The following is a 25,311-nucleotide window of genomic DNA, read 5'->3' as shown; positions in this document are numbered from 1 at the left end:
CTGACGGGCTCAGCCTCTTTAAGATAAAGATCAGCGCATGATCAATACCGCTTCTTAAAAGTATTTTTAAGCTTTTTCCTGTCCTTGGTGTAAGAAACGAAAGAAAGTACAGCGACTATAAAAAGAACTACCGCCAGTGCTAAAATGAGTAAATTTGCCATGCAGGTGTAACCCCTTGAAATGTATGTGGACATTTTTGTTTTTTTGTGGGGAAGATTCTATGGTGAGGGTAAGAAAAATCCTAATCAATAGTTTTGGTAAATTTATAATTTTAGATGATTTTTTATTGTTGTTATTGAAATTATATTTCATGCATTGATTATGCATAATCCGACTGATTATTGAATCTTAAGGAAGAAGTTAGCGCACTGGTATCGCAGCATGTTGACTAAGTGAATGTTGCATAGCTAATGTATGCGCGTGGTGAATCCCCCTATGCGGAGGGGCGACCAGTCAGTTACAGAACCTGTAAATGCAGCGCGGGCCATGCCGACTGGGGCATGCTCACCGGGAGGCACCCGGCACCACGCAATGCCACTAAGCTATTTGGTAGTGGGGTTGTCGTTTCGGCTTCTCCAGCTATGTTTAAAAGGTAGTAACGGAAAAATGAGCGCTCTCCTGGTAAATCGGTAGCTCGGACTATTAGGTGCGTCTCGATCCGGTACAGAATCAGTATTGCCTACATTTCTGCCCGTTCCTCTGAGCGGGCTTTTTTTCGCCATGAATAAGGCGCCTCGGAAAGCTGAGGTACAAATCATTTGAGGCTGCGCTTATGCGCGGCCTTTTCTTTTTCCCCTCAATTCTGAGAGGACTCACAGCAATAAGAGGGGGCTAAATGTCCGATCCTGTTTCTGGCACAACGGTAGCTGCTGGCGGGCTGATGGGGGCCAGTATGTTCGGCCTTGCAACTGGCATTGATTATGGCGTGGTATTTGGTGCGTTCGCTGGGGCAGTGTTCTATGTCGCTACGGCAGTAAATATCAGCCGCCTAAAGCTGGTGGGCTACTTCATAACTTCATTCATCTTCGGTGTGATTGGTGCTCCTCTGCTGGGGTCTTACTTCTCAAAGTGGACGGGGTACAGTGACAGGCCGCTTGATGCACTCGGTGCTGTAATCGTTGCAGCCATAGCCATTAAATTGCTGACGTTCGTTAACAGTCAGGATCTGGGTAGCCTGTTTGGGATTCTCTCTCGCTTACGTGGAGGAGGGACAAGCAATGGTAACAAGTGATCCGAGCGCAATCGTCAATGCGGTGATATGCGCTGTAATTGTTGGGGCGTTGATGTTCTATCGGCGCGACGGGTCAAGACACCGCCCCATGATATCGCTGATGGCTTACTTCACTGTGCTGGTTTATGCCAGCATCCCTTTCCGTTTCCTGTTTGGCTTGTACGAGTCATCCCACTGGCTGGTGGTACTGGCAAACATTCTTATCTGCGGCGCGGTTCTCTGGTTCAGGGGGAATATAGCGCGTCTGGTTGATGCACTGAGGCACTAATGAATCAATCACAATTTCAAAAGGCGGCTGGCATCAGCGCCGGGTTAGCTGCGCGCTGGTTTCCGCATATTACAGCCGCGATGAAAGAGTTAGGAATCACTGCTCCACTCGATCAGGCAATGTTCATTGCCCAGATGGGACATGAGTCCGGAGGCTTTACCCGGCTGGTGGAAAATCTGAACTATGCAGCAGATAGCCTTGTGCCTACGTTCGGTAAACACCGTATCACCGCCCAGCAGGCCGCAGCACTCGGCAGAACGGCAACGCAGCCAGCTAATCAGCGAGCAATCGCGAATCTGGTGTATGGGGGCGAGTGGGGAAAAAAGAATCTCGGTAATCAGGTTGCCGGTGACGGCTGGAAATATCGCGGTCGCGGTCTGAAACAAGTCACGGGCCTGAGCAACTATCGCAGCTGCGGAATGGCGCTGAAGCTTGAACTTGTCACCCAGCCTGAGCTGCTGGAGCGAGATGATTACGCAGCGCGTTCAGCCGCATGGTTTTATGTTTCCCACGGTTGCCTGCTTCATTCCGGCGACGTGGAGCGTGTAACGCTGCTTATTAACGGTGGTCGAAACGGTCTGGATAAACGCCGAGCGCTGTTTAACCAAGCTAAATCAGTACTGGTGTGAGGTCACTATGGGCATTGAAATGATTATTGGTCTGGCAACTGCTTTGCTGGCGGTTATCGCTGTCGCGTTTGGCATTGGTCATGCTCGCGGGACCAGTAAGGCGGAAGCCAAAGCCGATCAGCAGCGTACCGAAGAGAACGCCGCCGCTACCATCGCTGCGGCAGAACGTAAGGCGGAAGTCACGAAAGAGGCCAACGATGTACAGCAGACTGTTAGCCATTTGCCTGATGACGACATTGATCGGGAGCTGCGCGAAAAGTTTACACGCCCCGGTAGTCGTTGATACGGCCTGCAGCTGGGTGAGGGTCATCTACCTGACCGACCACGATATTGACGTGCTGGATAAGCAGACCAAGCGCGACATTCTGGCGCACAACATATCGGTGCAGGCTAACTGCGGCAAGGTAAACGGAAATGAACATACATAATGTTAACGGTGCTTCAATCTTATGCGAAAAGCTTAAGGAACTTGAAGGGCAATACTCACTCGTCGCACGCGGGGAAGGGTTAGGCATCACGATTCAGAGTCGTTATCAGGATGATGATTTTGTTAATGCGGTACGCAGGAGTGTTACCGGTGAACTTAGCCGACGCATTGGTGCGGTAAAGCATCAGCTTACTGAACTAGGCATAACGTCATTCACCAAAGAGCAGTAGGCATTACAGCAGGCATTTACTGAGTGCCTGTGATAATGAAAATCTCATAAGGACTTAATCATGCCCGCACTAATCCCCCGAGCATGTCGTAAGCGTGGATGCGCAGGCACAACAACCGACCGCTCAGGCTACTGCGAAAAGCACCGCAATGAAGGCTGGCAACAGCATCAACAGGGAAAGAGTCGCCACGAGCGTGGCTACGGTAGCCAGTGGGATATCAGGCGTGCGCGCATCCTGAAACGAGACAACCATTTGTGCCAGAACTGCCTTCGCAGCGGGCGAGCTGTCGCAGCAAAGACGGTTGACCACATCAAGGCCAAGGCTCATGGGGGTACCGATGATGATTCGAATCTTGAATCCATTTGTTATGCCTGCCATAAATCCAAGACGGCTGTTGAACGGCTGAAGCGCTTTTAAATGTTGAGGTGAACATGACTGGATCATCGAATGATTCAGGGCTTTTGCACGCCCATACCATCTGTGTAGTGGGTGGATGCGGGTTATCGGTACGGTCCCGTAATAGCCCGTATTGCGAGAAGCACTACATGCGTGTTAGGCGTCATGGCTCTACAGAGAAACTTAGCACCAGGAAGGATGGCAAGCTGGAGCACACTGGAGGGTATCTCCTGGTGTATGCGCCAGATCATCCCTTAGCATGCGGGAGTTCACGGGTATATGAGCATCGCAAGGTTTATTACGACAAATATGGCGCTGGTCCATTCAGTTGCCACTGGTGCGCTAAGACTGTGGGCTGGGACACTCTTCACATAGACCACCTCGATGACTGTAAGACCAACAATGAGCCTGACAATCTTGTGCCAAGTTGCCCCGTGTGTAACCAGAAGCGAGGCTTAGACAAGATGAGAAGGGCAATGCGAGAGAACTCAAGCCGCATATATACCGCTCATGGCAAGACGATGTGTCTTAACGAATGGGCTGATTATCTGGGGATTTCCCGGAACTCTATTGAGTACCGGCTCAGGGCTGGCTGGGATATTAACAAGGTCTTCAGCCCTCGAATTGGTAACAGCGGTCCCCCAAGCCGCAAGTTGGCGAAAATCGTGCACGAAGCTGTCAAATGATATCAATTCCCATTTGAATGACGACATGGAGGGGGCGGGGTCAAATCCCTGACGGCAAAGGCCCAAAGGACCGCCGCCTCAGTCAATTTTTTATACCCGCGAAAAATGAAATTTAACCAGGAGTAACGCTTATGGCTGGAACGGCGGGGCGTTCCGGGCGTAGACCAAAGCCAACGGCGCGCAAGGAGCTGGCCGGAAACCCCGGCAAGCGAGCCCTGAATAAAGAAGAACCAGTATTCACCCCCATCAATGGCGTAGCACCTCCGGACTGGTTTGCAGAAGAGGAACTCCCGTTAGCATCCATCATGTGGGAGCTGACGACCAAAGAATTATGCGGACAGGGCTTGCTCTGCGTGACCGATCTTGCAGTACTGGAGCGCTGGTGCGTTGCCTATGAGTTCTGGCGCAGGGCGGTAAAAAATATAGCTGTTGATGGTTTATCCATCACTGGCGCAATGGGCGGGAAAATTAAAAACCCTGAACTTACGGCTAAAAAAGAACAGGAATCGGAAATGAGTTCTACCGGTTCAATGTTGGGGCTGGACCCCAGCAGCCGACAGCGCCTGGTCGGTCTGGCCGGGAAGAAAAAGAACGAAAACCCATTCCTGAAGATGATCACGCCATGAGCCGAAAAGCCTATCCAAACGTTAACGCTGCAAATCAGTACGCAAGGCATGTTGTCGCCGGAAAGATCCCGGCATGCCAGTATGTCATTGATGCCTGCCAGCGACATATCGACGATTTGTCAAAATCGCAGGGAAAGAAATTTCGATACCGCTTTGATAAAGACCTTGCTGAGCGTGCAGCGCGATTTATTCAGCTTCTTCCACATACAAAGGGAGAGTGGGCATTCAAACGAATGCCAATCACACTGGAGCCGTGGCAGCTTTTTATTGTTTGCTGCTCCTTCGGATGGGTCCATAAGGGGACCAGGCTGCGCCGATTCAGAGAGGTCTATACAGAAATCCCCAGGAAAAACGGGAAGTCAGCGATAAGCGCCGGTGTGGCGCTTTTTTGTTTCACCTGTGATGGTGAATTTGGTGCGGAGGTGTATTCCGGTGCAACCACTGAAAAGCAGGCATGGGAAGTATTTCGACCTGCGCGGCTGATGTGCAAACGCACGCCACTACTCGTTGAAGCCTTTGGAATAGAGGTTAACGCCAAGAACCTTAGCCGTCCTGAAGATGGCGCCAGATTTGAACCGCTGATCGGTAATCCTGGTGACGGGCAGTCACCGCATTGCGCTATTGTTGATGAATATCACGAGCACGAAAGCGATGCGCTGTATACCACAATGATCACCGGCATGGGGGCCCGCAGACAGCCGATTATGTGGGCTATAACCACTGCTGGTTATAACATTGAGGGGCCTTGCTACGATAAGCGTCGTGAAGTTATCGAAATGCTGAACGGAACCGTGCCGAATGATGAGCTTTTTGGCGTCATTTACACCGTTGATGAGGGTGATGACTGGACTGATCCCGCTGTTCTTCACAAAGCCAATCCCAATATGGGGGTGTCCGTTTACTCTGATTTCCTCTTAAGCCAGCAAAGCAGGGCCAAAAATAATCCCCGCATGGCCGGGATATTCAAAACGAAACACCTGAATATCTGGGTCGCGGCACGTGCTGCTTATTTCAACCTGTTAAGCTGGCGAAAATGTGAGGATGAGACGCTCACCATTGAGCAGTTTGAAGGACAGCCCTGCATTCTGTCTTTTGACCTTGCGCGCAAGCTGGATATGAACTCTAAGGTTCGGCTATTTACCCGTGAAATAGATGGGAAACGGCATTATTACTGTATATCTCCGCGCTTCTATGTTCCGTATGACACCGTATACAGCAACGATGTTGACGATCACCGCACCGCTGAGCGTTACCGTAAATGGGTTGAAGCAGGATATATCACCGTGACTGATGGTGCGGAAATTGATTACCGAGTAATACTTGAAGATGCCAAGCGTGATAATCAGCAAACTCCTGTTGAACAAAGCCCAATTGACCCGCACGGTGCAACAAACCTTTCTCATCAGCTTGCTGATGAACAGCTCAACCCTATAACCATTATCCAGAACTACACCAACATGTCTGACCCGATGAAAGAGCTTGAGGCCGCTGTAGAGTCCGGTCGATTTCATCATGACGGTAATCCGATAATGACCTGGTGTATTTCAAACGTGGTGGGTAAGCACCTGCCTGGAAATGATGATGTTGTTCGGCCAATTAAAGAGCAAAACGAAAATAAAATAGATGGGGCTGTTGCTCTGATTATGGCGATTGGACGGGCAATGTTATTTGAAAAGGAAGAAACCCTTTCAAATCATCTCGAAAGCTATGGCGTGCGCTCACTTTAAGAGGCAATTATGATCCTGATGATACTCGCGCCACTTGTTGGTGTGCTGGGGGCTATTCTGCTCTCATTCGGTGCCTGGGTTATTTACCCCCCTGCTGGCTACATTACTGGCGGTATTCTGTGCCTGCTCTGGTCATGGCTTGTATCCCGCTCCCTTTCCGGTAACTGGAAAATTGAATCCGGGGAGGGTGGCTAATGTTTTTCCCCGGATTGTTTACGAAAAGCACCGCATCGGTCACGACGCCAGCGGAACTGGCGGAAGCTGTAGGGATGACTTACGACACCTACACTGGAAAGCGCGTTAGCAGCCAGAAAGCGATGCGACTTACAGCAGTCTTTGGTTGCATAAGAGTTCTGGCTGAGTCAATGGGCATGCTGCCCTGTAACCTGTACAAGGTCACTGGTAACAGTAAGCAAAAAGCGACATCTGAAAGGCTGCACAAATTACTGACGATGAAGCCAAATGACTATATGACCCCCCAGGAGTTCTGGGAGCTGGTCATTGTGTGTCTTTGCCTGCGCGGTAATTTTTATGCCTACAAGGTCAAAGCGCTGGGTGAGGTGGTCGAGCTTTTACCCATTGATCCGGGCTGCGTTGACCCTAAGCTTAACAGTCAGTGGCAACCGGTATATCAGGTCACGTTCCCTGATGGTTCTACGGATGTGCTGGGTCAGGATGATATCTGGCACGTCAGGACGTTGACCTTTGACGGGCTGGTGGGCCTGAACCCAATCGCATACGCAAGGGAGGCCATTTCTTTGGGTATGGCGACAGAAGAACACGGTGCCCGATTGTTCGCAAATGGTGCGGTCACTTCTGGCGTTCTCCGTACTGAGCAAACGCTGACTGATGCAGCCTATGAACGGCTGAGAAAAGATTTTGAGGATCGCCACCTTGGGCTCAGCAATGCGCATCGTCCGATGATTCTTGAAATGGGCCTTGACTGGAAGTCGATGGGACTCAACGCCGAAGACAGCCAGTTTCTTGAGACCAGAAAATTTCAGCTGGAGGAAGTCTGCCGCCTGTTCAGGGTGCCGATGCATATGGTGCAGAACACTGACCGCGCCACCTTCAACAATATTGAAAACCTTGGCATTGGCTTCATCAACTATTCACTCGTTCCGTACATGACCCGTATTGAGCAGCGAATCAACGTGGGGCTGGTGAAGGAATCGAAGCAGGGCACCTATTATGCCAAGTTTAATGCCGGTGCTTTGCTGCGTGGGGATATGAAATCAAGATTTGAATCGTATTCAACCGGTATTAACTGGGGTATTTACTCACCAAATGACTGCCGTGAACTGGAAGATATGAACCCACGCTCTGGCGGTGACGTTTATCTGACGCCGATGAATATGACGACCAAGCCGTCTGACAGCAATAAGAGCAAAACAACCGAGGAACAACATGATGCCGATGACTAAACAGCGGCTGGATATTCCGCTGAAGCTAAAGTCTGTCAGCGACAGCGGGGAATTTGAAGGCTATGGCTCTGTGTTTGGCGTTAAGGACAGTTACGACGATGTAGTTGTTCCCGGCGCTTTCAGTAAATCGCTTCAGTCATGGCGGGAGAAAAACGCGCTGCCAGCTATGCTCTGGCAGCATCAGATGGATGAACCTATCGGTGTTTATACCGAAATGAAAGAGGATGACGTCGGATTATATGTCAAAGGCCGGTTACTCATTGATGATGATCCTCTTTCAAAGCGAGCACATGCCCACATGAAGGCCGGTTCTTTAACCGGCCTTTCTATTGGTTACATGCTCAAAGACTGGGAATACGACCGCGAGAAAGGCGTGTTTCTCCTCAAGGAGATCGACCTTTGGGAGGTCAGCCCCGTAACGTTTCCGTCGAATGACGAGGCGCGGGTCAGCGATGTTAAAAGCGCGTTTGCCCGTGGCGAAACACCATCTCAGAAAAGTATTGAACGGGTCCTGCGCGATGTTGGGCTCTCCCGCACCCAGGCCAAAGCATTCATGGCCGGGGGCTATGGCAACCTCTCTCAGCGTGACGCTGATGGTGTGGATGCCGCACTGGATGCACTGAAAAACATCAAATTTTAATCAGGAGTTGAATTATGGCAGTCGAAATTAAAGACGTTGAGCAGGTCGCGCAGGATTTGCAGCAAAAATTCGATGATTTTAAAGCGAAAAATGATAAGCGCATTGAAGCTATCGAAGCTGAAAAAGGCAAGCTGGCCGGAGAAGTTGAAACACTTAACGGCAAGCTGACCGAGCTGGATCAGCTTAAAACCGCGCTGGAGGATGAGCTTAAACAGGTTAAACGTCCAGCTGGTGGCACTCAAAGCAAGGCCGCAACCGAGCACAAAACCGCTTTCATCGATTTTATGCGCAAGGGTAAGGATGACGGACTGCGTGATCTGGAGCGTAAAGCCCTGCAGGTTGGCGTGGATGAAGACGGCGGATATGCTGTCCCGGAAGAGCTGGACCGCACCATTCTTAATCTTCTGAAAGATGAAGTAGTGATGCGCCAGGAGGCCACAACTATCACTGTTGGCGGAGCCAACTATAAAAAGCTGGTTAACCTTGGCGGCACTGCTTCCGGCTGGGTCGGTGAAACCGATCCCCGTCCGGCTACTGATGCGTCTAAACTCGGTCAGATTGAACCGTTCATGGGTGAAATCTACGGAAACCCTCAGGCAACCCAAACGATGCTGGATGATGCCTTCTTCAATGTAGAAGACTGGATCAACAGCGAACTGGCGGTTGAGTTCTCCGAACAGGAAGAAATCGCTTTCACCAGCGGCAACGGTACGAAAAAACCGAAAGGCTTTCTGGCCTACGCCTCCACTCTGGAGGACGATAAAACCCGTGCCTTTGGCACGCTGCAGCACATTCTTTCCGGTGCGGCGGCTGGTGTGACTGCCGATGCGATTATCAAACTGGTCTACACCCTGCGCAAGGTGCACCGCAACGGTGCTAAGTTCATGATGAACAACAACAGCCTGTTTGCCGTTCGCATTCTGAAGGACTCCGAGGGTAACTATCTCTGGCGTCCGGGTCTTGAGCTGGGCCAACCCTCCTCTCTGGCAGGTTATGGTGTTGCTGAGAATGAGCAAATGCCTGATATCGCAGCTGATGCGAAAGCCATTGCGTTCGGTAACTTTAAACGTGGCTATACCATCGTTGATCGCATTGGTACCCGCATCCTCCGCGACCCGTACACCAACAAACCATTCGTTGGTTTCTACACCACCAAACGTACCGGCGGAATGCTGGCCGATTCTCAGGCCATCAAACTGCTGCAGATCGGTGCTGGCGCATAATCTGATGGGGCTTCGGCCCCATTCTTATGGAGGTCATTATGCTGCTGAAAAAAGACCTGAAATGGTCACCTGATGGCATTCAGATCATAAACATTCCCGCCGGTGAATATGAGGCTGGATCACTTCCTGAGCGCGCTCTTGAGGTTGCTGCTCAAATGGGGATTCTTGACGGCACTGAACAACCGGAAACTGAAACAACTGTTAAGCCTAAAGTCGGTAATAAGCGGGGTGAAGGCAAATGAAGCCCTCTGTAAATGAGCTTCGTTACCAGTGCCGTATCGACAGCGATGACGATACAGAGGATGTGATGTTAACTCTCTACCTCAATGCCTCTTTGAAGCACGCTGAAAAAATCACAAATTGCCGTCTTTATGATAACGCTGTTCCAGACGACGACCCTGACGGGTTGGTAATCGAGGACGATATCAAACTGGCCCTGATGCTGTTGGTTTCGCACTGGTATGAAAACCGGGAGCCTGTTAGTAGCGACAGCGTTAACTCTATTCCGTTCGGTGTTGATGCAATTCTGAAACAGCATCGCAAAATTCCTGGGACTTGAGGTTACAAATGGCCTGTGAAGGGTGCCGCCGTCGGCGTGAATGGTTAAAAAAGTGGTCGAAAATAGCCTATGAACGAGCAACTGGTAAACGCGCTGATAGCAGCGCTGAGAGAACAAACAGCAGCACAGAGAGAGCAGACGGAAGCGATAAACCGCCTGGCTGAATCTAACGTCGCCCTGGCCGATGTAATTATCCAGTCGCTGGCTGCAGATGACGATATTGATATCACTTCACTGGGTGATGATCGCCCCGTGTACCTGAGTCAAAGAACGAGGGGGTGATATGCAGGCCGGGAAATTGCGTCACAGGATAACCCTACAGGAGCCGGTAAAAGAACAGAACCCGACAACGGGAGCCGTGATTAATACCTGGCGCGATGTCGCAACCCTTTGGGCTGAAGTCGCTGCTTTATCCGCACGTGAGTTTATCGCCGCCCAGGCCTCTCAGGGCGAAGTTACCACCCGGATAACGATTCGTTACCGTGAGGGTGTTACCCGCAAACATCGGATCCTGTTTCGTGGCCGCATCTACAACATTGAGGGCATTTTACCTGACCCCCGGAGCGGCAGGGAATACCTGACACTGCCATGTTCAGAGGGGGCTAACGATGGCTGATGGCGTAGAAGTAAACCTGACTGGGCTCGATTCCGTCCTGGGGAAACTGGATGCCGTCTCACAGGTCACTCGCGATAAATCCGGTCGTGCAGCGCTGCGTAAAGCGGCAAACGTGATCAGGGACAGAGCGCGCAATAATGCCGCGCGGGTTGATGACCCTCTCACCAAAGAGGCTATCTACAAAAACATTGTGGTCAGTTTCAGCAGCAAGGCATTTCGCAGAACCGGCGATCCAACGTTTCGTGTCGGGGTGATGGGCGGCGCCAGGCAATACGCCAACACAAAGGATAACGTCCGAAAAGGCAGGGCGGGTAAAAGTTATAACACTGCCGGAGATAAAGGTAATCCCGGCGGGGATACCTGGTACTGGCGATTCCTGGAGTTCGGCACAGAGCACGCAGCAGCAAAGCCTGTTTTGCGACCGGCGATCAATGGTGTTGATACCGACGTAATTAATATTTTCGCAGCGGAGCTGGAAAAGTCCATTGATCGCGCTGTGCGACGGGCGGCTAAAAAAGGAACTCCGGTATGATTGCTCCAATATTTGCAGTTTGCGCAGCCAGCCAGGCAGTCAGGGATTTGTTAGGCTCTAATCCCGTGAGGCTTTATCCGTTCGGGATGCAGGACGACAATATCGTTTATCCCTATGCAGTCTGGCAAAACATAGGCGGCTCACCTGAAAATTTTCTGAACCAGCGGCCAGATGCGGATCGCTATTCTCTGCAGGTTGATGTCTATGGCGATACTGACACCGACGTGATCGCTGCTGCCCGTGCTTTACGCGACGCAATTGAGGGCAAGGCCTATATCACCCGATGGGGTGAACAAAGCCGCGATCCTGAAACAATGCGATACCGCTATTCCTTCGATGTTGACTGGATAACGACCAGATAACCAACAACCCCAAACTGACCCGCCTTGTGCGGGTTTTTCTTTTATGGAGACAAAACATGTCTGTATTAACGCAAGGCACGCAGTTTTTTGTGCTCAAGTCTGGCGTGGTCAGCGAGGTTGAATGCATCACCAGTTTCAACCCCGGAGGGAACCCTGCCGATCAGATTGAAGATACCTGTCTGAGTGAGCGGGATTCCAGAACCTACAAAAAGGGGCTTAAAACGCCTGCGGCCGCAACCGTCGGGCTTAACGCTGATCCGACGAACGCCAGCCATATTATGTTGCATGGCCTCGCTGAAGCGAATGACCAGACGCCGTTAACTTTTGCGGTTGGCTGGTCAGATGGAACCAGTGTCCCGACAGCCGCCGCTCCTGGCGCTGAGGACGCTGTTGATGGCCTGGTGCTGCCATCGGATCGCACCTGGTTCATTTTCCAGGGTTACGTTTCTGACTTCCCGTTTGATTTTCAGGGTAATGCTGTTGTGACGACCTCCGCCACGATCCAGCGGTCTGGCTCTTCCGTATGGGTGCCGAAGGCCGCAGCGTAATGCAGCGTAATTAATATGCCCGGTTATCCGGGCTTTTCTATTCAGGAGCTGAAATGCAACTTACTCTCGATACGTTAAAAGAAACCGGTGCGTTTACCGGGCGTCCCGTGGAAAAAGAAATTAAGTGGAAAGGCCGTGACGGGAAAGAGCATATCGCAACCGTCTATGTGCGCCCGATGGGCTACCACACCACTAAAGCTGAACTGCTGGCGTACAACGGGAAATCGGACCCGATTGCTGAGCGCATTGCGGCGCATATTTGCGATCAGGACGGCGCCCCAGTGTTTACCGCGGCTGACATTCTTGGAACTGCTACCCCAGATCGTGGTGCGCTGGACGGTCCGATCGTTATGGCCCTCCTGGCTGCAATTCATGATGTAAACGAACTGGGAAAGACTACGAGCTAACCGGCGAGGATGAATTCTGGTGCGAACTGGTGATGAACGGCATCGGTGGCCGCACCATCGCAGAGGCTCAGGAGCGGATGAGTCGCAGGGAATTTCTGGTTTGGCTCAAGTACCGTGAGAAGTACGGACCGCTCAATATCATGATGCGTACCGAGTGGGGGGCTTCGCTGGTGGCTTCTGTCCTGGCTAACATCAATAAGGCAAAGAACACGCCGCCGTTCAAGGTAAGTGACTTTGCACCGCACATCAACGAAGCGCCATTATCTCTGGAAGAGGCCATGAAAGCCTGGAACTAATTATTATTTTTGCCTTTAAAAAAATCCTGCTACCCTTCTGGTAACTATTATCACGAGGGAATGATATGAAGAGTTCAGGGCAGCTGTTATCGCTGGCAGGTATAATTCTCGCGGTGTACTCATTGTTCTTTATGGATGTGAGTGTTGAGGTTGGCGATGGTACAAGAGTTAATAATATTGGGCTAATGGCTCAACAGCAAAACTATTTATTAGTTGCGGTTGTTCTTTTTCTTGCTGGTATCTTCATTTCTTTCTCAGGAAGAAAGAAGTCATTACAAGAAGTAGATTTCACTAAAATAGAATCTTTATCATCAGATGACTTTGTTTCTTTGAAAGATGGTGAACCATGCCTTAATATCTTGGCTGTAGACAATCTTGCAATGATGTTTTTAAAAAAACATGGTTCAAGTAGTGTTAATGATATCCTTTTCATGAATATGCCTTTAATCGATAGGTTAGAACAAGGTCTCCCTGAATCACTAAGGAAAGATTTTAAATCTACCCTTAAAAGGAGGTTAAAGGATAATTGTTAAAATAACGCCCGCTAAAAGCGGGCTTTTTTTCACTTGGAGAATTTATGGCTGGCAAGTCACTGGGAACTCTGACTATCGACTTGGTTGCAAAAGTTGGTGGATTTGTTTCAGGGATGGATAAAGCTGAGCGTGCATCAGCCAAGTGGAGCAAGCAGGTACAAGATGATGTGGCAAAATCCAGTGCTGCACTAGCAGGTATAGGGGCAGCAGCTATTGCAGCTGGGTTGGCTGTTGGCGCATCCGGCTTTCAATTACTGAAATCCACATCTAGGCAAATAGCAGAAACTGACCGCTGGGCTAAATCATTACAATTATCTACCCAGGAACTACTTGCTTGGCAGTTTGCAGCTGAAAAGGCTGGTGTCTCCGGTGACCAAATGGCTGATATCTTCAAGGATATTGGTGATAAGATTGGTGACGCGGTATTAAATAAATCAGGTGAAGCTGTTGATGCGCTCAACGCTCTTGGATTATCTGCGGAAAAACTATCAAGAGTCAGTCCAGATAAACAATTGCTCGCTATCGGTGAATCTTTGGGGAAAATTAGTACTAATGCCGAGAAGACCACCATTCTTGAAAGTTTGGGTAACGACCTTTCAAAATTGCTTCCTTTGTTTGATAACAATAACCAAAAACTCAAACAGTTTATTGACCTTGCTAAAGATTATGGTGTTGCTCCTGATCCATCCTCTATTGATGATTTAGTAAAGGTTAATCAACTTTTTGAAGATATGGAGGCTCAGGTTGCAGGGCTCAAAATTGAGATTGCAGCCGGATTGGCAAAAGTTGATCTAACTCCTTTGCAGGGCTCACTTGATAAGCTTCATGACGTACTGACTGACCCCTTGGTTCTTCAAGGTATTTCTGATCTTGTATCGGAAGTCGCTCAACTTGCTGGATGGCTTGTAAAAGCAGCTGCAGGAGCGGGCCAACTAGCAGCCAGCACAGGAAACCGTTTTGCGGCGCTTAGTGGTAAGATCGACCTAACAAATATAGACCAAGTTAATGAACGTATTGAATATCTGCAAAAAATCCTTGAAGGGAAAAAAGGTTTCTACTCTCAAAGTGAGTCAATGTTTGGTTGGATTACAGGGGTAGATGACAGCGCTAAAGCACTAAACGATGAACTGCAATCCCTTATAGAAACTAGAGATAAATTTTCTAAAGCTAGCAAATCGATGCTACCCCTTCAGGTAGTCACTGTGGGAACGGACAACCCATTTTCTTTACCTCCTGGTGGTACGAACGGAAAACCTATTAAAACACCAACAAGTAAAACAGAAAATGCTTTTAACAGCAGATTGCTTGATCTACAAAAACAAGCTGCTCTCATTGAAACTACTGGTAAAAAAACAGCTGAGGTTACAGAACTCGAAAAAATTAATTTTGATATTACCAGTGGCAATCTTAAAAAATTGTCAGAAGCTCAAAAAGAGCAGCTTCGAACTGCTGCAAAAGTCATGGATTCTAAAAAGGAAGAGCTTAGGCTTAATCAGGAAAATGCCAGGGTTGCTGAATATGTTTCCGGTTTAGAAAAGCAGAATAAGTTAGTACGACAGGGATTTGATAATCAAATTGTTGGCCGTTATTCTGGAAGCCGTGAGCGTTCACGCATGCAGGATAATAATGATATACAGCAGGACTTTGCTTCTCGACAGGATGACCTATTAAATCAGCTCCAATCTGGAGATATAGACCAAAGTCTTTACGATAAAAAGAAAGAAGCATTACAGAATTCTCTTGATGAGAGACTTAAGATACAGGAGGAATATTATAAAAAGCAGGATGAGTTGCAAAATGATGGTGCTGCTGGTTTTATATCCGGACTAGCAACGCAAATAGAAGCATCAATGGATTTATACACCAACATGCAACAGGTTGGTGCACAGGCATTTAGCACCTTAACGGATATGATTATTAACTGGGCAGAAACCGGAAAGTTAAATGTTAAAGATTTTGCTGCGACGTTTCTGCAATCTGTTGGTAGCACACTTCTTTCTTATGCTGCTGCCCAAGTTGCAATGGCGGGTCTGCAGGCCTTTACAGCAATGATCGGCGTGCCGTTTGTAGGCCCCGAAATAGCAGGACCGGCAGCAATAGCCGCAACTGCGGCGGCTGGAGTGCTGGCGATAGGAGTCGGTACAGCCCTGCAGGGCCAGGCTCACGACGGTATCGACTCTGTACCAGAAACAGGAACCTGGCTCCTGCAGAAAGGTGAGCGCGTTACGACAGCTAAAACCAGCGCAAAACTGGATGCCACTCTGGATCGAGTTGCAAACCAGTCAACAGGCGGCGGCGCGATTTATTCGCCCACAATCAATATCCCTATAAATGGTAACCCTTCCGATGCAACTTTGGCGCTGGTCCGTAAAGCTGCAGATGAGGGGGCAGAAAGGGGATACCGGAAGGCGGTTAATTCAGTCGCAAGCGGTCAGGGTGATTTACATAAGGCTCTGATGGGGAAAACTACCTCGGGGAGGAAAATTAGCTGATGGCAATTTCAACTAATCTCAATTACCCGAAGGATTATCTCCCTTGCCCATTGAAGGAGAACTTTGGTCTTAAAGCGACTTCTCCGCTAAAAAGTACCGCGATGGTTACCGGCAGGCGGCGACAAAGGCGAGCTTATACTTCGGTTCCTACTCAAACGCCAGTTTCATGGATCTTTACTGATGGTCAGGCACAGCTTTTCGAAGCCTGGTACAGAGACATCATTACCGATGGGGCTGACTGGTTCAACATGCCGCTCTTTACCCCTTTAGGTGCGCAAGATTATGTCTGTAGGTTTGTCGATATATACGAGGGACCGACACCAGAGGGCGGTAAATACTGGCGATATAGTGCAACGCTGGAATTATGGGAGCGTCCAATCCTTCCGCCTGGCTGGGCCGAGTTCCCTGACTTCATTGTGAACAGCGATATTCTTGATCTTGCAGTTAACAGGGAGTGGCCTGAAGCATGACAAGACTTAACAGGCTCTATGCCAGCAGCGGGCCGGAGGTGATCATTGAAACGCTGCAGATCACCGTTGGCTCAGATGTTCACTACCTGTGCCAGGGGTACGAGGATATTACGGCGACGACGGAGAGCGGCGATACCGTAACGTTTACCGCCTGCGCGATTGACATTGCGCTGCCGGCGCGCAACGCGGACGGTACGCAAGATTTGAAATTCGCCCTGTGCAATGTTGATGGTGTTGTGTCCACGACGATCCGCAATGCCCTGGCTAACAGGTTGTCTGCATCGCTGACATACCGCAGTTTTATCTCCACGGATTTAGCCGCGCCTGCGGCGGTACCGTATACGCTGAAAATCAAGTCGGGTTACTGGACGGCAACAGAGGTTCAGATCACCGCGGGCTATATGAATGTCCTCGATATGGCCTGGCCGCGTTACCGCTACACGCTCCCTGTCTTCCCCGGACTACGTTATATCAGCTAAGGAATCCATCATGTTTAACCCTGATAAATACCTTTCAGTCACCTGGCTGAAGGGCGGGCGCTCATGGCCGGATCTCGACTGCTTTGGCATTGTGAACGAGATACGCCGCGATTTGGGCTTGCCTCTCTGGCCTGATTTTGCAGGGGTCACGAAAGACGACGGCGGCCTCGACCGGGAGGCGCGTCAAATGATGCTTACCCTGGAGCGCTGCGACCCCTGCGAAGGGGCTGGCGTGGCTTGCTATTCCGGCTCAGCCGTCACCCATGTGGGGATTGTCGTCAGTATTGATGGCCTGCTGCATGTGGCGGAATGCAATCCAGGCTCTAACGTAACGTTTCTTCCGTTAGCGCGGTTTAAGCGGCGATTTGTCAAAGTGGAGTTCTGGCAATGACCATTCGTTTTTACCCGTCCCGGCTTCCCGGTGAACCTCTCGAAACGCATGAGCATGGCGTAACCAGCCTTCGAAACTGGCTGGCGGTGAATGTTGAAGGTTACGAGGATCGGGATGTACCGCCGTTAACCATTGAGGTTGACGGTCTGTCCATTCCGCCAGGCGAGTGGGCTACTTGCGTGATCCACCCTGAAAGTGATGTCCGGCTTTATCCGGTGCCCTTCGGGCTGGAGGCCGCCACCATCGCGTGGATAGGTGTCGGCATCTCCGTTGCTGCAGCAGCCTATTCGCTGTTTATGATGAGCAGTATCGATACGGGGGGCTATACATCATCCACAGGGCGCAGTCTCGACCTGAACCCGGCGAAGGCAAATACCGCAAAGCAGGGTGATCCGATTCGCGAGGTGTTTGGCCGGGTGCGTATCTACCCTGATTATGTGGTCCAGCCTGTGACCCGGTTCGACGCTGCTGATCCTACGAAAATGCGCGTCCAGATGCTGCTGTGTCTCGGTGTCGGTGAACTGATTTATACCAATGGTGATATCCGGGTTGGCAGTACGCCAGCTTCAACGCTGCCGGGATTCAGCATCACCTATTTTCCGCCCGGCGCGGATGTTTCCGGCGATGAGCGCAGCGAGAACTGGTTCAACTCGACAGAGGTCGGTGGAACATCAAGCGGAACAGGGCTGGATATGGCCCAGACCTCACCTGATTCCGACGATATTATCGCTGACAGCATGACGGTTTCTGGTGCATCCGTAACGTTTACAGGCCTTGATACGGATGATGGTGACGATGACGACGAGGACGATAATTCTCTTCCGGACAGCTGGGTAACGGGGGCCATAGTTGAAATTAAGGCTCCGACAAATTATCTGATCTCCACCTCTTCTGGTTACAGTGTTTTTGCCAGCTCGTTGCTTACCGAACTTGCTCCCGTAGCGGGTATGCCGGTGACGCTGAGTTTCAACAGTGTCGATTATGACCTCGTCATTGCGTCCTATACCCCGGGTCAGGACGCGGTGCCCGGCGAGGGTGGCAGCGCGGCAAAAATTCAGGCCAGTGCGGCTCCTGTCACCTACGACTTTTCGACCAGCTCCAGCACTTTCATGATCACATGGCAGGGCACCACCTATACGGTGTCGCTGGTAGCGAACTACATCTCGATGTCGGGACTGCTGGCGGCTATCACCGAGGGGCTCACTGGCTCCGGCCTGGTCGCACGGGACAACGGCGGTACCGTACTGATAACCGAGGCGGCCAGTCCGTTCGTTGGTGGGGCAATCACATCCTCCTCACTGCCTGCAGCCGTTTTCGGTGATGCCCCGGTTTACACCTCCGGCACGGCATCAACCGGCGGCAGCCCGGCGGTAACGGCAAACGTGACGCTTGCGTATAACAGCACTACGGGAACCGCATTCTCGGGCATGCCTGAAGGTGTGCAACGGCTTTCACTTGCTCACCGCGGGAATGAGTACCGGATTGTGTCGGCTGACGGCACGACGGCGACGGTGGCGCGCCTGATTTCCGGTGTCGTTGATGAGTCATGGCCGGGATTCTCCGCCCGGACGATGATCGACTATGAGGCCACTGGTCTTAACGACACGCTGAGCTGGCTGGGGCCGTTCCTGGTTTGCCCTGAGAATGAAGTGGTGGATGCGTTTGAAGTGAATTTCTCTTTCCCGAACGGCATCTGTGGCTTTGACAGTAAGGGCAAAAAACGGATTCGCCACGTTGAGTGGGAGATTCAGTATCGCGTCTACGGTTCCGGATCGGGGTGGGTGAGTCACCAGGGCGAGTACGCGCTGAAAAACATCAACGGGTTAGGTTTCACTGAGCGGATCACCCTCAGTTCTCCGGGACTAGTGGAAGTTCGCTGTCGTCGGCGAAATGAGCAGGGCTCAAACAACGCCAGGGATTCGATGTACTGGCAGGCACTGCGTGGGCGGCTGCTGACACGCCCTTCATCCTATCCCGATGTGTCGCTGATGGCGGTGACCGTTGAGACGGGCGGGAAGCTGGCGGCTCAGTCGGACCGCCGCGTAAACGTAGTGGCAACGCGTTCCTATGACTCAGGAACGGCCAGAACCATTTCGGGGGCGCTGCTGCATGTCGGGAGCTCGCTGGGGCTGGAGATGGACGTCGATACCATCAACGCACTGGAGTCCGCGTACTGGACGCCACGGGGCGAAAATTTCGATTTCGCCACCGGCGACAGTATCTCGGCGCTGGAAATGCTGCAGATGATAGCCAGTGCCGGGAAATCCCGCTTCCTGTTAAGCGATGGTCTTGCGACGGTCAACCGCGAGGGGATTAAGCCCTGGACGGGGATCATAACGCCGCATGAGATGGTGGAGGAGCTGCAGAGCGGATTTACCGTGCCGTCCGACGATGATTTTGATGGTGTCGACGTGACGTACATCAACGGGACTACCTGGGCAGAGGAGACCGTTAAATGCAGGACGCCTGATAATCCCACGCCGGTGAAAATAGAGAATTACAAACTCGATGGGGTTCTGGATCAGAATCACGCCTACCAAATCGGGATGCGTCGCCTGATGAAATACCTGCAGCAGCGGGTGACGTTCCAGACCACTACCGAACTGGACGCGCTGTGCTACAACACGGGCGATCGCATAGTGCTCACGGATGATATTCCTGGCAACAACACGATTTCCTGTCTGGTTGAGGCGATGACAACGGCTGGTGGCGTGACAACGTTCACCGTCACGGAGCCGCTGGACTGGTCTTTCGAAAACCCCCGTGCGCTGATCCGCTATCAGGATGGTTCTGCATCCGGTCTGATGCTGGCGAGCAGAGTGGGGGATTATCAGTTGTCCGTTCCCCATCTGAGTGATTTTGATGACCCATTGAAGATTGACCAGACTTCACCAGCCATTGAGCCAGTCCGACTGGTGTTCTGCGGCTCAACGCGTCATGTCTATGACGCCATTGTTGAGGAGATTGCCCCTCAATCAGACGGGACGTGTCAGGTTACCGCCAAAGAGTACCGCGCGTCCTTCTACGACTACGACAACGCCAGTTATCCCGGCGACATTGCATAAAACAGGAATAACTCTCAACAACCCGCTTCGGCGGGTTTTTTTGTTATAGGGCGACTATGAGCACATATAAAACGAAAAATCCTTTAGGTTCCGCCGCCGTAAAGGACCTGTACGATAACGCTGAAAACGTGGATAAGTTCGTTAACGACAGGACAAAAGAGGAGTTAGAGGACCGGTTAGGTGTGCTTCGCAAAACCTGGCACGGCATGGAGATGATCTTCAGCCGCTTTATCGACTACATCACTGGTCGCGGCGAGCAGGCAGTTGCAGCTATCGGCTGGCAGGAGCTTGGCAACTGGGCTGTTGGTCTGGCTGTAGATAATCGCCAGCAGATCGTCTACTACAATGGCTCCTGGTACAAATACCTTGGTGAGCTTGAGCACGTCATTGCCGGGGATTCTCCTGAGAACGATGGCGGTCTATGGTCGGCTGCAAACCCCACAGGGAAATGGTCGAACATCGGTGACGCGGCTCTTCGCTCAAACCTGGGTTCAGGCGAAGGCTTTAAATACATCGGGCAGGTTGCCAGTTATGCGGCACTAAAAACTGTCATACCTGAGCGTTCCGGGCAGAGAATACTTCTGGGGTCCTATTACGCTAACGAATCCACTGGCGGAGGTGAGTTCGTGGCTCGTGCTGGTACAGCGACAGATGATGGCGGCACCATCTGCGTACCGACTGGCTCATCAACGTGGTACTGGCAGCGGGTTGGTGTTGTCGATTTCGACGTAACCTGGTTCGGCGCAATTGGAGATTCAAACACCACTAATACCGCAACAAATACAACGGCTATTCAGAAAGCCATTGACGCCGCAGCAAGTGCTGGTCTGGCAAGCGTAAAATTTCCGCAATCGTCCGGATTTTATGCATGTGGAACTATTTACGTGAAGCCGGGGGTATCTCTCGTTGGGGCAGGTCGCACGCGGGGATTGTTGGGCGCTATGGTTTACCTTCGTGCTGGTGCGAACGCAGTTATTAATCAGGAATTTAAAGGGTTGTGGTGCAAACAATGCCACTTTAACCTGTGGGACCCCGATTCACCTAATACTATGGTCAGCAACATTACCTTCGATACAATGTTAATCGATGGTACAAATTTGGCCGGCGCCGGAAAAGTGTCAGGTGATGGTATTATGATAAAAAATACCACGTTCGATGTACATCTACACAAGACCTATATCTGGAACTATCTCGGTAATGGGTATGGCATTATCGTAGATAATGCGAGCACTTCATACCTGGCCACTGGCGTTTTCAGCACAGTATCGCAGGGTAAAATTTTCAACTGCGGCTATGGAATATACGTGAAGGGTTCCCCAGCGGATTCTATGGATATCCATCTGGTTCAAGTCCTGCTAGACCACAATGGCTCCAATCTGTACGTAGATCTGAGCGGGAACGTCTCAGGAATGGGTGAAACTCACGTTTATGCGCGCGCCTGCCGTTCAGAATGGGCTACTAATTACTCCATCTACAACTATGGTGCAAACGTACATTTCGATGGATGGTCACTAGCTCCCTCCTCTGGCGGGCAGAAGATTTTTACCAGTTCTAATGGAAAAACTTTCATTAATGGCCGTTTATCTGGAGTCGTGGAAGGACAAGACGCATCATTCGACGGAAACCTTGTCGCGCACCCAGGCATAGTGTCAAACCAGACATATGATAAAGCTAACCCCATCGTTAGCTTGATGCTGGATAACACTACGCGCGGATCAACGCTCAAATTACAGGCGCTGAGATTTAAATTCCAGTTCAATGGCGCGTCAGGTTTTACATTCCAGAATTCAGTGTCTTATGTCTCAGGTAACGCGCCAAGATATGGGATTGGTAGTCTGTACGATACCTCAGTCAGTGCAGCCGTCTTAGACACAACGCCTGTTTCGGTAGGTAGTGGAAATTCTGCAATCTCTGCAACCACCCAGAACTCAGGCATCAGCCTGATTTTTGGCGGAGGGAAAAAATTCGCGTTCGTTGGAATGCCCTCTATTAACCGAAATACTACCGGAACGGCAGTTAACATGTCTATACAAACGGATAATACAGGCACGATTGTAGGTATTGTTTTCTTTAATGCCACAACCGGGGCATACGTTAACCCGCTGTCGCTGACCGGCGATATACATTTCAGTTTTGTAATGTTTGCCGATCTATAAGGAGAGAAAAATGCCTTTTTCAATTAAAAAAACTGTCACTGTGGCCCGTGTAACAGATTCCGGGATTCCGTTAAGTCCGGCAAGTGAGGATATAGACCTGATGTTTAAAGTTTCGGGTTTAACAATCTCGGAAGCAGGTAAAACCGCTGTGGTAATGGTGAGCGCTGACGCTGGCGAGTCATATCAATTCTTTGAGAACGTTAGCATTGAGGATGATTCGATTACGTCTCTTGAAGGTGCAGAGAAATATATACGCAAAACACCGCAGTATCAATAACGCATGAGTTATATAACATTTCCCCCGCCATCACTGGTGGGTCTTTCAATAAGCACATGATTGCTGTGAGGGTGCTTTAAAAAACTAACGGATTTAATATTATGAAAGTAAATGAAAATTGTAAATTGCGAGAGCATTTTTAGCATAGCTAGAACAAAATTTTACTTTACAATGGTAAAGTTTTGTGATTTAACGAATATTAATACGTGACGATAACTTTCAGAGGGCATGATGAAAAGAGGGATTGTTACATCCCCGGGTGTTTTTGGGAGAAGATCGAGTGGATTTACACTAAAAAGAATGATTTCCCATCTGGAAATAAATTATTTCTGTCTTTATTGGGATAGTGTTGTTATTCCAGAGAGTGGTCAAATGAGATTTTTACCACAACTTATGGATGAAATGGAATCTTGTGGCGTGCTAAAGCGATTGATATTCAATCGCAATGTGTTTTCCAGTGATACATATATTTCTGAGCTTGTGGACGCGCAATTCTACGCTCTTAATTTTCTCAGAGGAAAAGAAAGTGATACTGATTGGCGAATACATCAGTTAGGTGATGAAGTTATTTACCAAGAAAGTGAATCTATAGAGTTGGTTCGGAGGGAATGTATTAGGCTTGAGTTATTTGGTATGTTGCCTGTACCGGACGAAAGTGTTCATTTACATGATATTCTAGAATTTAAACTTAGAAGGAAATCTGAGTTAGTTGCCCTTCATTCTTATTGTGATGAGTTATATTTAGAGATTTTGAACTCAGCCGATCCTAACTTGCTACGCGCCAGGAGCTTTTCTAAACTTAAAAAGGCAATAGAGGATTTAGATAAAATAAATAATGAAGGCTGGCAAAGTCCTATAAAGTTTAACTTAGACATATCGTCTGAATTTGATATATCTAACATAAGAGCAGGGTTTGCTACGTTACTTGGCGCGTCACAGTCTCCAATGCCACTAACTACGGCTATTATTGGAGGGGCATTATCTGTAGCAGAAGGGTTTGTTAAACTAAAAGTTGAGTTAAGAGGAATAAGAAAAAGAAATGGTATCAATCATATAGTCTATTTGTCTAACGCCAGGCAAGAAGGAATTATTTAACTAAGAGGATGTAGACATGTTTCTATCAAGTATGCGTGTCGGGGGAATTTATCTTTCCATGAGCCTCGGATCATCGATCACATTTTTTTTTCCTGACAAATCATGGTTTCTTATACCGTGCTTGGCCATTCTACTAGGATTTCAACGTGTTGATAGAACATGACTATTGAAATGTCTATGGGCTGAGATGGAGCGGGAGCTGATCGTAGAGAGAACGCGCGCCGGGTTTAGCCGCTGCGAGGGAGCAGGGGAGAGTCGGTGGCCGTCGCCGGGTAATGACTGAAGAAGTGGTGGAGCAGTGCCGCAGAATGCTGGAGAACGGCGCTACCCGGCAGCAGGTGGCTGATGTGATAGGCGTGGACGTGAAAACAATCTACAAGTACCTCCCGGCGACTTGAAGACAAAGATTTCACTACTTTTCCTGATATGTTACGTTTGGCTTAATCAATTCATTCAGCCTTGAAAACAGTTTGGTTTGTTCGTGAACGGTAAGAAAACAATAAGTTTTGAGCAATTTTTAACTATTAACAGCAATCTTGTTTCCATCTCAGATACATGGGCTGACTTGTGGGCATTAATTTTTCACACGGGTTTAAGCGCTGGAAGGCTGCTGAGTATTCGATATGATGATATTGATGGTGACCTGATACTGATACGAAAACAGGGTCACCTGAAGGAGCTACGTGTTAAATCAACCCCTCCAGTGGACGCGATGATTGCTCGTAGAAGAGAACGCTATCCAGAAGATGTTTATTTATTTCAGAGTCATTCTAACCGTGTGAAGTACCATCGCCGGCCGGTCACTATAATTGCTTTCAACGCCGCTTTACGTCGCGCCGCTAGATCATTACCAGACGTTAACGTAAGCAGTAGTAGCGCGAGAAACATACCGGACTAAGCGCCCGTCCAGTAGCGTGTGGCCGATGTGACAGGCGTGGGAGTGAAGACGATTTACAAATATTTGCCAGTACAATACGCCGATAAAAAATCCCCTTGAGCAGGCACACTCAAGGGGAAAATACTACATAACATCATTGCTGTGTGCGTCTTTGCGCTCGTCTATCTTCCAAGAATATGCCTAAAGCTTCCAGATATTTCTGGTCTGAGCTGTTACATCATGGAGTAGGTGCCGATGTGATAGGTTAAGAGCGAAGATGATCTGTAAGTACCTTCCGACGTCGAGGGGCAAGAACCATGAATTTGGGTCTATACCATCCCAATTCATATATTCTTTTTAAGTCTATGAAATATCGAGCAAAGTATTCTGTTCGAAATGAACCATATGGAATAGCCATAGGCTAAAATGCCCAGCGTAAAAACAACAATCAGCAAGTCCGTCTGTGACATCTTATATCCATTTTGCAGTAGCAGGTTTTGAGAAAAGATAGTTCATAGTTGGCACATAGACAACATAATCACTAAGTGAAACCAATATCAGAGGCTAAAAGGTGACTGGTTTCCTCCTCAGTGTTCCTGATTGATAGCTGGAACCTGTATTGATCAGATCTCTTAATGAATCTACTGTA

The 25,311-nt window shown here is 49.6% G+C and carries 33 protein-coding genes and 1 pseudogene; 33 read left to right on the top strand and 1 reads right to left on the bottom strand.

Annotated elements, in window-relative coordinates; all coding sequences use genetic code 11:
* Positions 1 to 41: 41 nt before the first annotated feature.
* The gene (locus ACKLKD_RS25195) at positions 42 to 161 is read right to left on the bottom strand and encodes a small membrane protein (protein WP_048334541.1); all 120 of its coding nucleotides are present in this window, start codon (positions 159 to 161) and stop codon (positions 42 to 44) included.
* Between the two features lie 674 nt (positions 162 to 835).
* Here ACKLKD_RS25195 and ACKLKD_RS25190 point away from each other — a divergent pair.
* The 33 genes and pseudogenes from ACKLKD_RS25190 to ACKLKD_RS25030 all read left to right on the top strand — a co-directional run bounded on the left by ACKLKD_RS25190 (position 836) and on the right by ACKLKD_RS25030 (position 24,683).
* Positions 836 to 1,231 carry a phage holin family protein gene (locus ACKLKD_RS25190; protein ID WP_017145563.1) on the top strand — a complete coding sequence of 132 codons (396 nt, stop codon included), beginning with the start codon at positions 836 to 838 and terminating at the stop codon, positions 1,229 to 1,231.
* A complete protein-coding gene (locus ACKLKD_RS25185) occupies positions 1,218 to 1,499 on the top strand; it encodes a phage holin family protein (RefSeq protein WP_019705280.1) in 282 nt (93 codons plus the stop codon). The genes ACKLKD_RS25190 and ACKLKD_RS25185 overlap by 14 nt, the downstream gene beginning before the upstream one ends.
* Positions 1,499 to 2,128, top strand: coding sequence for a glycoside hydrolase family 19 protein (locus ACKLKD_RS25180; protein WP_087806133.1), 630 nt, complete (start codon positions 1,499 to 1,501; stop codon positions 2,126 to 2,128). Before ACKLKD_RS25185 ends, ACKLKD_RS25180 begins: the two co-directional genes overlap by 1 nt.
* 7 nt (positions 2,129 to 2,135) lie before the next feature.
* Positions 2,136 to 2,411, top strand: coding sequence for a hypothetical protein (locus ACKLKD_RS25175; protein ID WP_087806131.1), 276 nt, complete (start codon positions 2,136 to 2,138; stop codon positions 2,409 to 2,411).
* Positions 2,356 to 2,556, top strand: a complete 201-nt coding sequence (locus ACKLKD_RS25170) for a hypothetical protein (protein WP_087806129.1) — start codon at positions 2,356 to 2,358, stop codon at positions 2,554 to 2,556. The genes ACKLKD_RS25175 and ACKLKD_RS25170 overlap by 56 nt, the downstream gene beginning before the upstream one ends.
* Complete coding sequence (locus ACKLKD_RS25165; protein ID WP_087806126.1) at positions 2,543 to 2,785, top strand: hypothetical protein; 243 nt, start codon at positions 2,543 to 2,545, stop codon at positions 2,783 to 2,785. The genes ACKLKD_RS25170 and ACKLKD_RS25165 overlap by 14 nt, the downstream gene beginning before the upstream one ends.
* Positions 2,786 to 2,845: 60 nt before the next feature.
* The gene (locus ACKLKD_RS25160) at positions 2,846 to 3,202 is read left to right on the top strand and encodes an HNH endonuclease (RefSeq protein WP_087806124.1); all 357 of its coding nucleotides are present in this window, start codon (positions 2,846 to 2,848) and stop codon (positions 3,200 to 3,202) included.
* Positions 3,203 to 3,998: 796 nt separating this feature from the next.
* Complete coding sequence (locus ACKLKD_RS25155; protein WP_004884285.1) at positions 3,999 to 4,493, top strand: phage terminase small subunit P27 family; 495 nt, start codon at positions 3,999 to 4,001, stop codon at positions 4,491 to 4,493.
* Entirely contained in the window at positions 4,490 to 6,220 is a 1,731-nt protein-coding gene (locus ACKLKD_RS25150; RefSeq protein ID WP_004884320.1) for a terminase large subunit, read from the top strand. The genes ACKLKD_RS25155 and ACKLKD_RS25150 overlap by 4 nt, the downstream gene beginning before the upstream one ends.
* Before the next feature lie 9 nt (positions 6,221 to 6,229).
* Positions 6,230 to 6,415: a hypothetical protein gene (locus tag ACKLKD_RS25145; RefSeq protein WP_021313630.1), complete on the top strand. Its 186-nt coding sequence runs from the start codon at positions 6,230 to 6,232 to the stop codon at positions 6,413 to 6,415.
* Positions 6,415 to 7,644 (top strand): phage portal protein, encoded by a 1,230-nt coding sequence (locus tag ACKLKD_RS25140; RefSeq protein ID WP_064167242.1) that lies wholly within the window; start codon positions 6,415 to 6,417, stop codon positions 7,642 to 7,644. The genes ACKLKD_RS25145 and ACKLKD_RS25140 overlap by 1 nt, the downstream gene beginning before the upstream one ends.
* Entirely contained in the window at positions 7,631 to 8,284 is a 654-nt protein-coding gene (locus ACKLKD_RS25135) for an HK97 family phage prohead protease (protein WP_004884313.1), read from the top strand. The genes ACKLKD_RS25140 and ACKLKD_RS25135 overlap by 14 nt, the downstream gene beginning before the upstream one ends.
* A gap of 14 nt (positions 8,285 to 8,298) precedes the next feature.
* Positions 8,299 to 9,507 carry a phage major capsid protein gene (locus ACKLKD_RS25130; RefSeq protein WP_021313628.1) on the top strand — a complete coding sequence of 403 codons (1,209 nt, stop codon included), beginning with the start codon at positions 8,299 to 8,301 and terminating at the stop codon, positions 9,505 to 9,507.
* Positions 9,508 to 9,545: 38 nt separating this feature from the next.
* Positions 9,546 to 9,749 carry a hypothetical protein gene (locus ACKLKD_RS25125; protein ID WP_023302596.1) on the top strand — a complete coding sequence of 68 codons (204 nt, stop codon included), beginning with the start codon at positions 9,546 to 9,548 and terminating at the stop codon, positions 9,747 to 9,749.
* The gene (locus ACKLKD_RS25120; RefSeq protein ID WP_040186339.1) at positions 9,746 to 10,066 is read left to right on the top strand and encodes a head-tail connector protein; all 321 of its coding nucleotides are present in this window, start codon (positions 9,746 to 9,748) and stop codon (positions 10,064 to 10,066) included. The genes ACKLKD_RS25125 and ACKLKD_RS25120 overlap by 4 nt, the downstream gene beginning before the upstream one ends.
* A gap of 69 nt (positions 10,067 to 10,135) precedes the next feature.
* Positions 10,136 to 10,348 carry a hypothetical protein gene (locus ACKLKD_RS25115; protein ID WP_048265262.1) on the top strand — a complete coding sequence of 71 codons (213 nt, stop codon included), beginning with the start codon at positions 10,136 to 10,138 and terminating at the stop codon, positions 10,346 to 10,348.
* Position 10,349: 1 nt separating this feature from the next.
* Entirely contained in the window at positions 10,350 to 10,682 is a 333-nt protein-coding gene (locus ACKLKD_RS25110; protein WP_064167244.1) for a phage head closure protein, read from the top strand.
* The gene (locus ACKLKD_RS25105; protein WP_064167245.1) at positions 10,675 to 11,214 is read left to right on the top strand and encodes an HK97-gp10 family putative phage morphogenesis protein; all 540 of its coding nucleotides are present in this window, start codon (positions 10,675 to 10,677) and stop codon (positions 11,212 to 11,214) included. The genes ACKLKD_RS25110 and ACKLKD_RS25105 overlap by 8 nt, the downstream gene beginning before the upstream one ends.
* On the top strand, positions 11,211 to 11,576 hold the full coding sequence (gene gp17, locus ACKLKD_RS25100) for a tail completion protein gp17 (protein WP_032432334.1): 366 nt from the start codon (positions 11,211 to 11,213) through the stop codon (positions 11,574 to 11,576). Before ACKLKD_RS25105 ends, gp17 begins: the two co-directional genes overlap by 4 nt.
* Before the next feature lie 56 nt (positions 11,577 to 11,632).
* A complete protein-coding gene (locus tag ACKLKD_RS25095; RefSeq protein WP_000115125.1) occupies positions 11,633 to 12,124 on the top strand; it encodes a phage tail tube protein in 492 nt (163 codons plus the stop codon).
* Positions 12,125 to 12,177: 53 nt separating this feature from the next.
* Positions 12,178 to 12,531: a phage tail assembly chaperone family protein, TAC gene (locus tag ACKLKD_RS25090; RefSeq protein WP_001177591.1), complete on the top strand. Its 354-nt coding sequence runs from the start codon at positions 12,178 to 12,180 to the stop codon at positions 12,529 to 12,531.
* Positions 12,532 to 12,563: 32 nt separating this feature from the next.
* Positions 12,564 to 12,827, top strand: a complete 264-nt coding sequence (locus tag ACKLKD_RS25085) for a phage tail assembly protein T (RefSeq protein ID WP_031591515.1) — start codon at positions 12,564 to 12,566, stop codon at positions 12,825 to 12,827.
* A 65-nt stretch (positions 12,828 to 12,892) separates the two neighbouring features.
* The gene (locus ACKLKD_RS25080; RefSeq protein ID WP_048289549.1) at positions 12,893 to 13,360 is read left to right on the top strand and encodes a hypothetical protein; all 468 of its coding nucleotides are present in this window, start codon (positions 12,893 to 12,895) and stop codon (positions 13,358 to 13,360) included.
* Between the two features lie 44 nt (positions 13,361 to 13,404).
* Entirely contained in the window at positions 13,405 to 15,852 is a 2,448-nt protein-coding gene (locus ACKLKD_RS25075; protein WP_087806120.1) for a phage tail tape measure protein, read from the top strand.
* Positions 15,852 to 16,322 carry a hypothetical protein gene (locus tag ACKLKD_RS25070; protein WP_087806118.1) on the top strand — a complete coding sequence of 157 codons (471 nt, stop codon included), beginning with the start codon at positions 15,852 to 15,854 and terminating at the stop codon, positions 16,320 to 16,322. Before ACKLKD_RS25075 ends, ACKLKD_RS25070 begins: the two co-directional genes overlap by 1 nt.
* On the top strand, positions 16,319 to 16,801 hold the full coding sequence (locus ACKLKD_RS25065; protein WP_023317177.1) for a DUF1833 family protein: 483 nt from the start codon (positions 16,319 to 16,321) through the stop codon (positions 16,799 to 16,801). The genes ACKLKD_RS25070 and ACKLKD_RS25065 overlap by 4 nt, the downstream gene beginning before the upstream one ends.
* A 10-nt stretch (positions 16,802 to 16,811) precedes the next feature.
* Entirely contained in the window at positions 16,812 to 17,192 is a 381-nt protein-coding gene (locus tag ACKLKD_RS25060) for a hypothetical protein (RefSeq protein WP_040177164.1), read from the top strand.
* Positions 17,189 to 20,257, top strand: a complete 3,069-nt coding sequence (locus ACKLKD_RS25055; protein ID WP_087806116.1) for a host specificity factor TipJ family phage tail protein — start codon at positions 17,189 to 17,191, stop codon at positions 20,255 to 20,257. Before ACKLKD_RS25060 ends, ACKLKD_RS25055 begins: the two co-directional genes overlap by 4 nt.
* Before the next feature lie 56 nt (positions 20,258 to 20,313).
* Positions 20,314 to 22,413, top strand: a complete 2,100-nt coding sequence (locus tag ACKLKD_RS25050) for a hypothetical protein (RefSeq protein ID WP_176232536.1) — start codon at positions 20,314 to 20,316, stop codon at positions 22,411 to 22,413.
* A gap of 10 nt (positions 22,414 to 22,423) precedes the next feature.
* Entirely contained in the window at positions 22,424 to 22,690 is a 267-nt protein-coding gene (locus ACKLKD_RS25045) for a hypothetical protein (protein WP_087806114.1), read from the top strand.
* Between the two features lie 228 nt (positions 22,691 to 22,918).
* Positions 22,919 to 23,785 carry a DUF6236 family protein gene (locus ACKLKD_RS25040; RefSeq protein ID WP_132312382.1) on the top strand — a complete coding sequence of 289 codons (867 nt, stop codon included), beginning with the start codon at positions 22,919 to 22,921 and terminating at the stop codon, positions 23,783 to 23,785.
* Between the two features lie 181 nt (positions 23,786 to 23,966).
* A pseudogene (locus tag ACKLKD_RS25035) lies at positions 23,967 to 24,183 on the top strand (recombinase family protein); the annotation flags it as partial.
* A 77-nt stretch (positions 24,184 to 24,260) separates the two neighbouring features.
* Positions 24,261 to 24,683, top strand: a complete 423-nt coding sequence (locus ACKLKD_RS25030) for a hypothetical protein (RefSeq protein ID WP_040174799.1) — start codon at positions 24,261 to 24,263, stop codon at positions 24,681 to 24,683.
* Positions 24,684 to 25,311: the final 628 nt, after the last annotated feature.

Origin of the sequence: Klebsiella sp. 10982, assembly GCF_048589245.1 — a bacterium.
Classification (GTDB): Bacteria; Pseudomonadota; Gammaproteobacteria; order Enterobacterales; family Enterobacteriaceae; genus Klebsiella; species Klebsiella quasivariicola.
The sequence above is the reverse complement of the archived record's forward strand: the minus strand, read 5'-3'. Positions and strand labels throughout refer to the sequence as shown.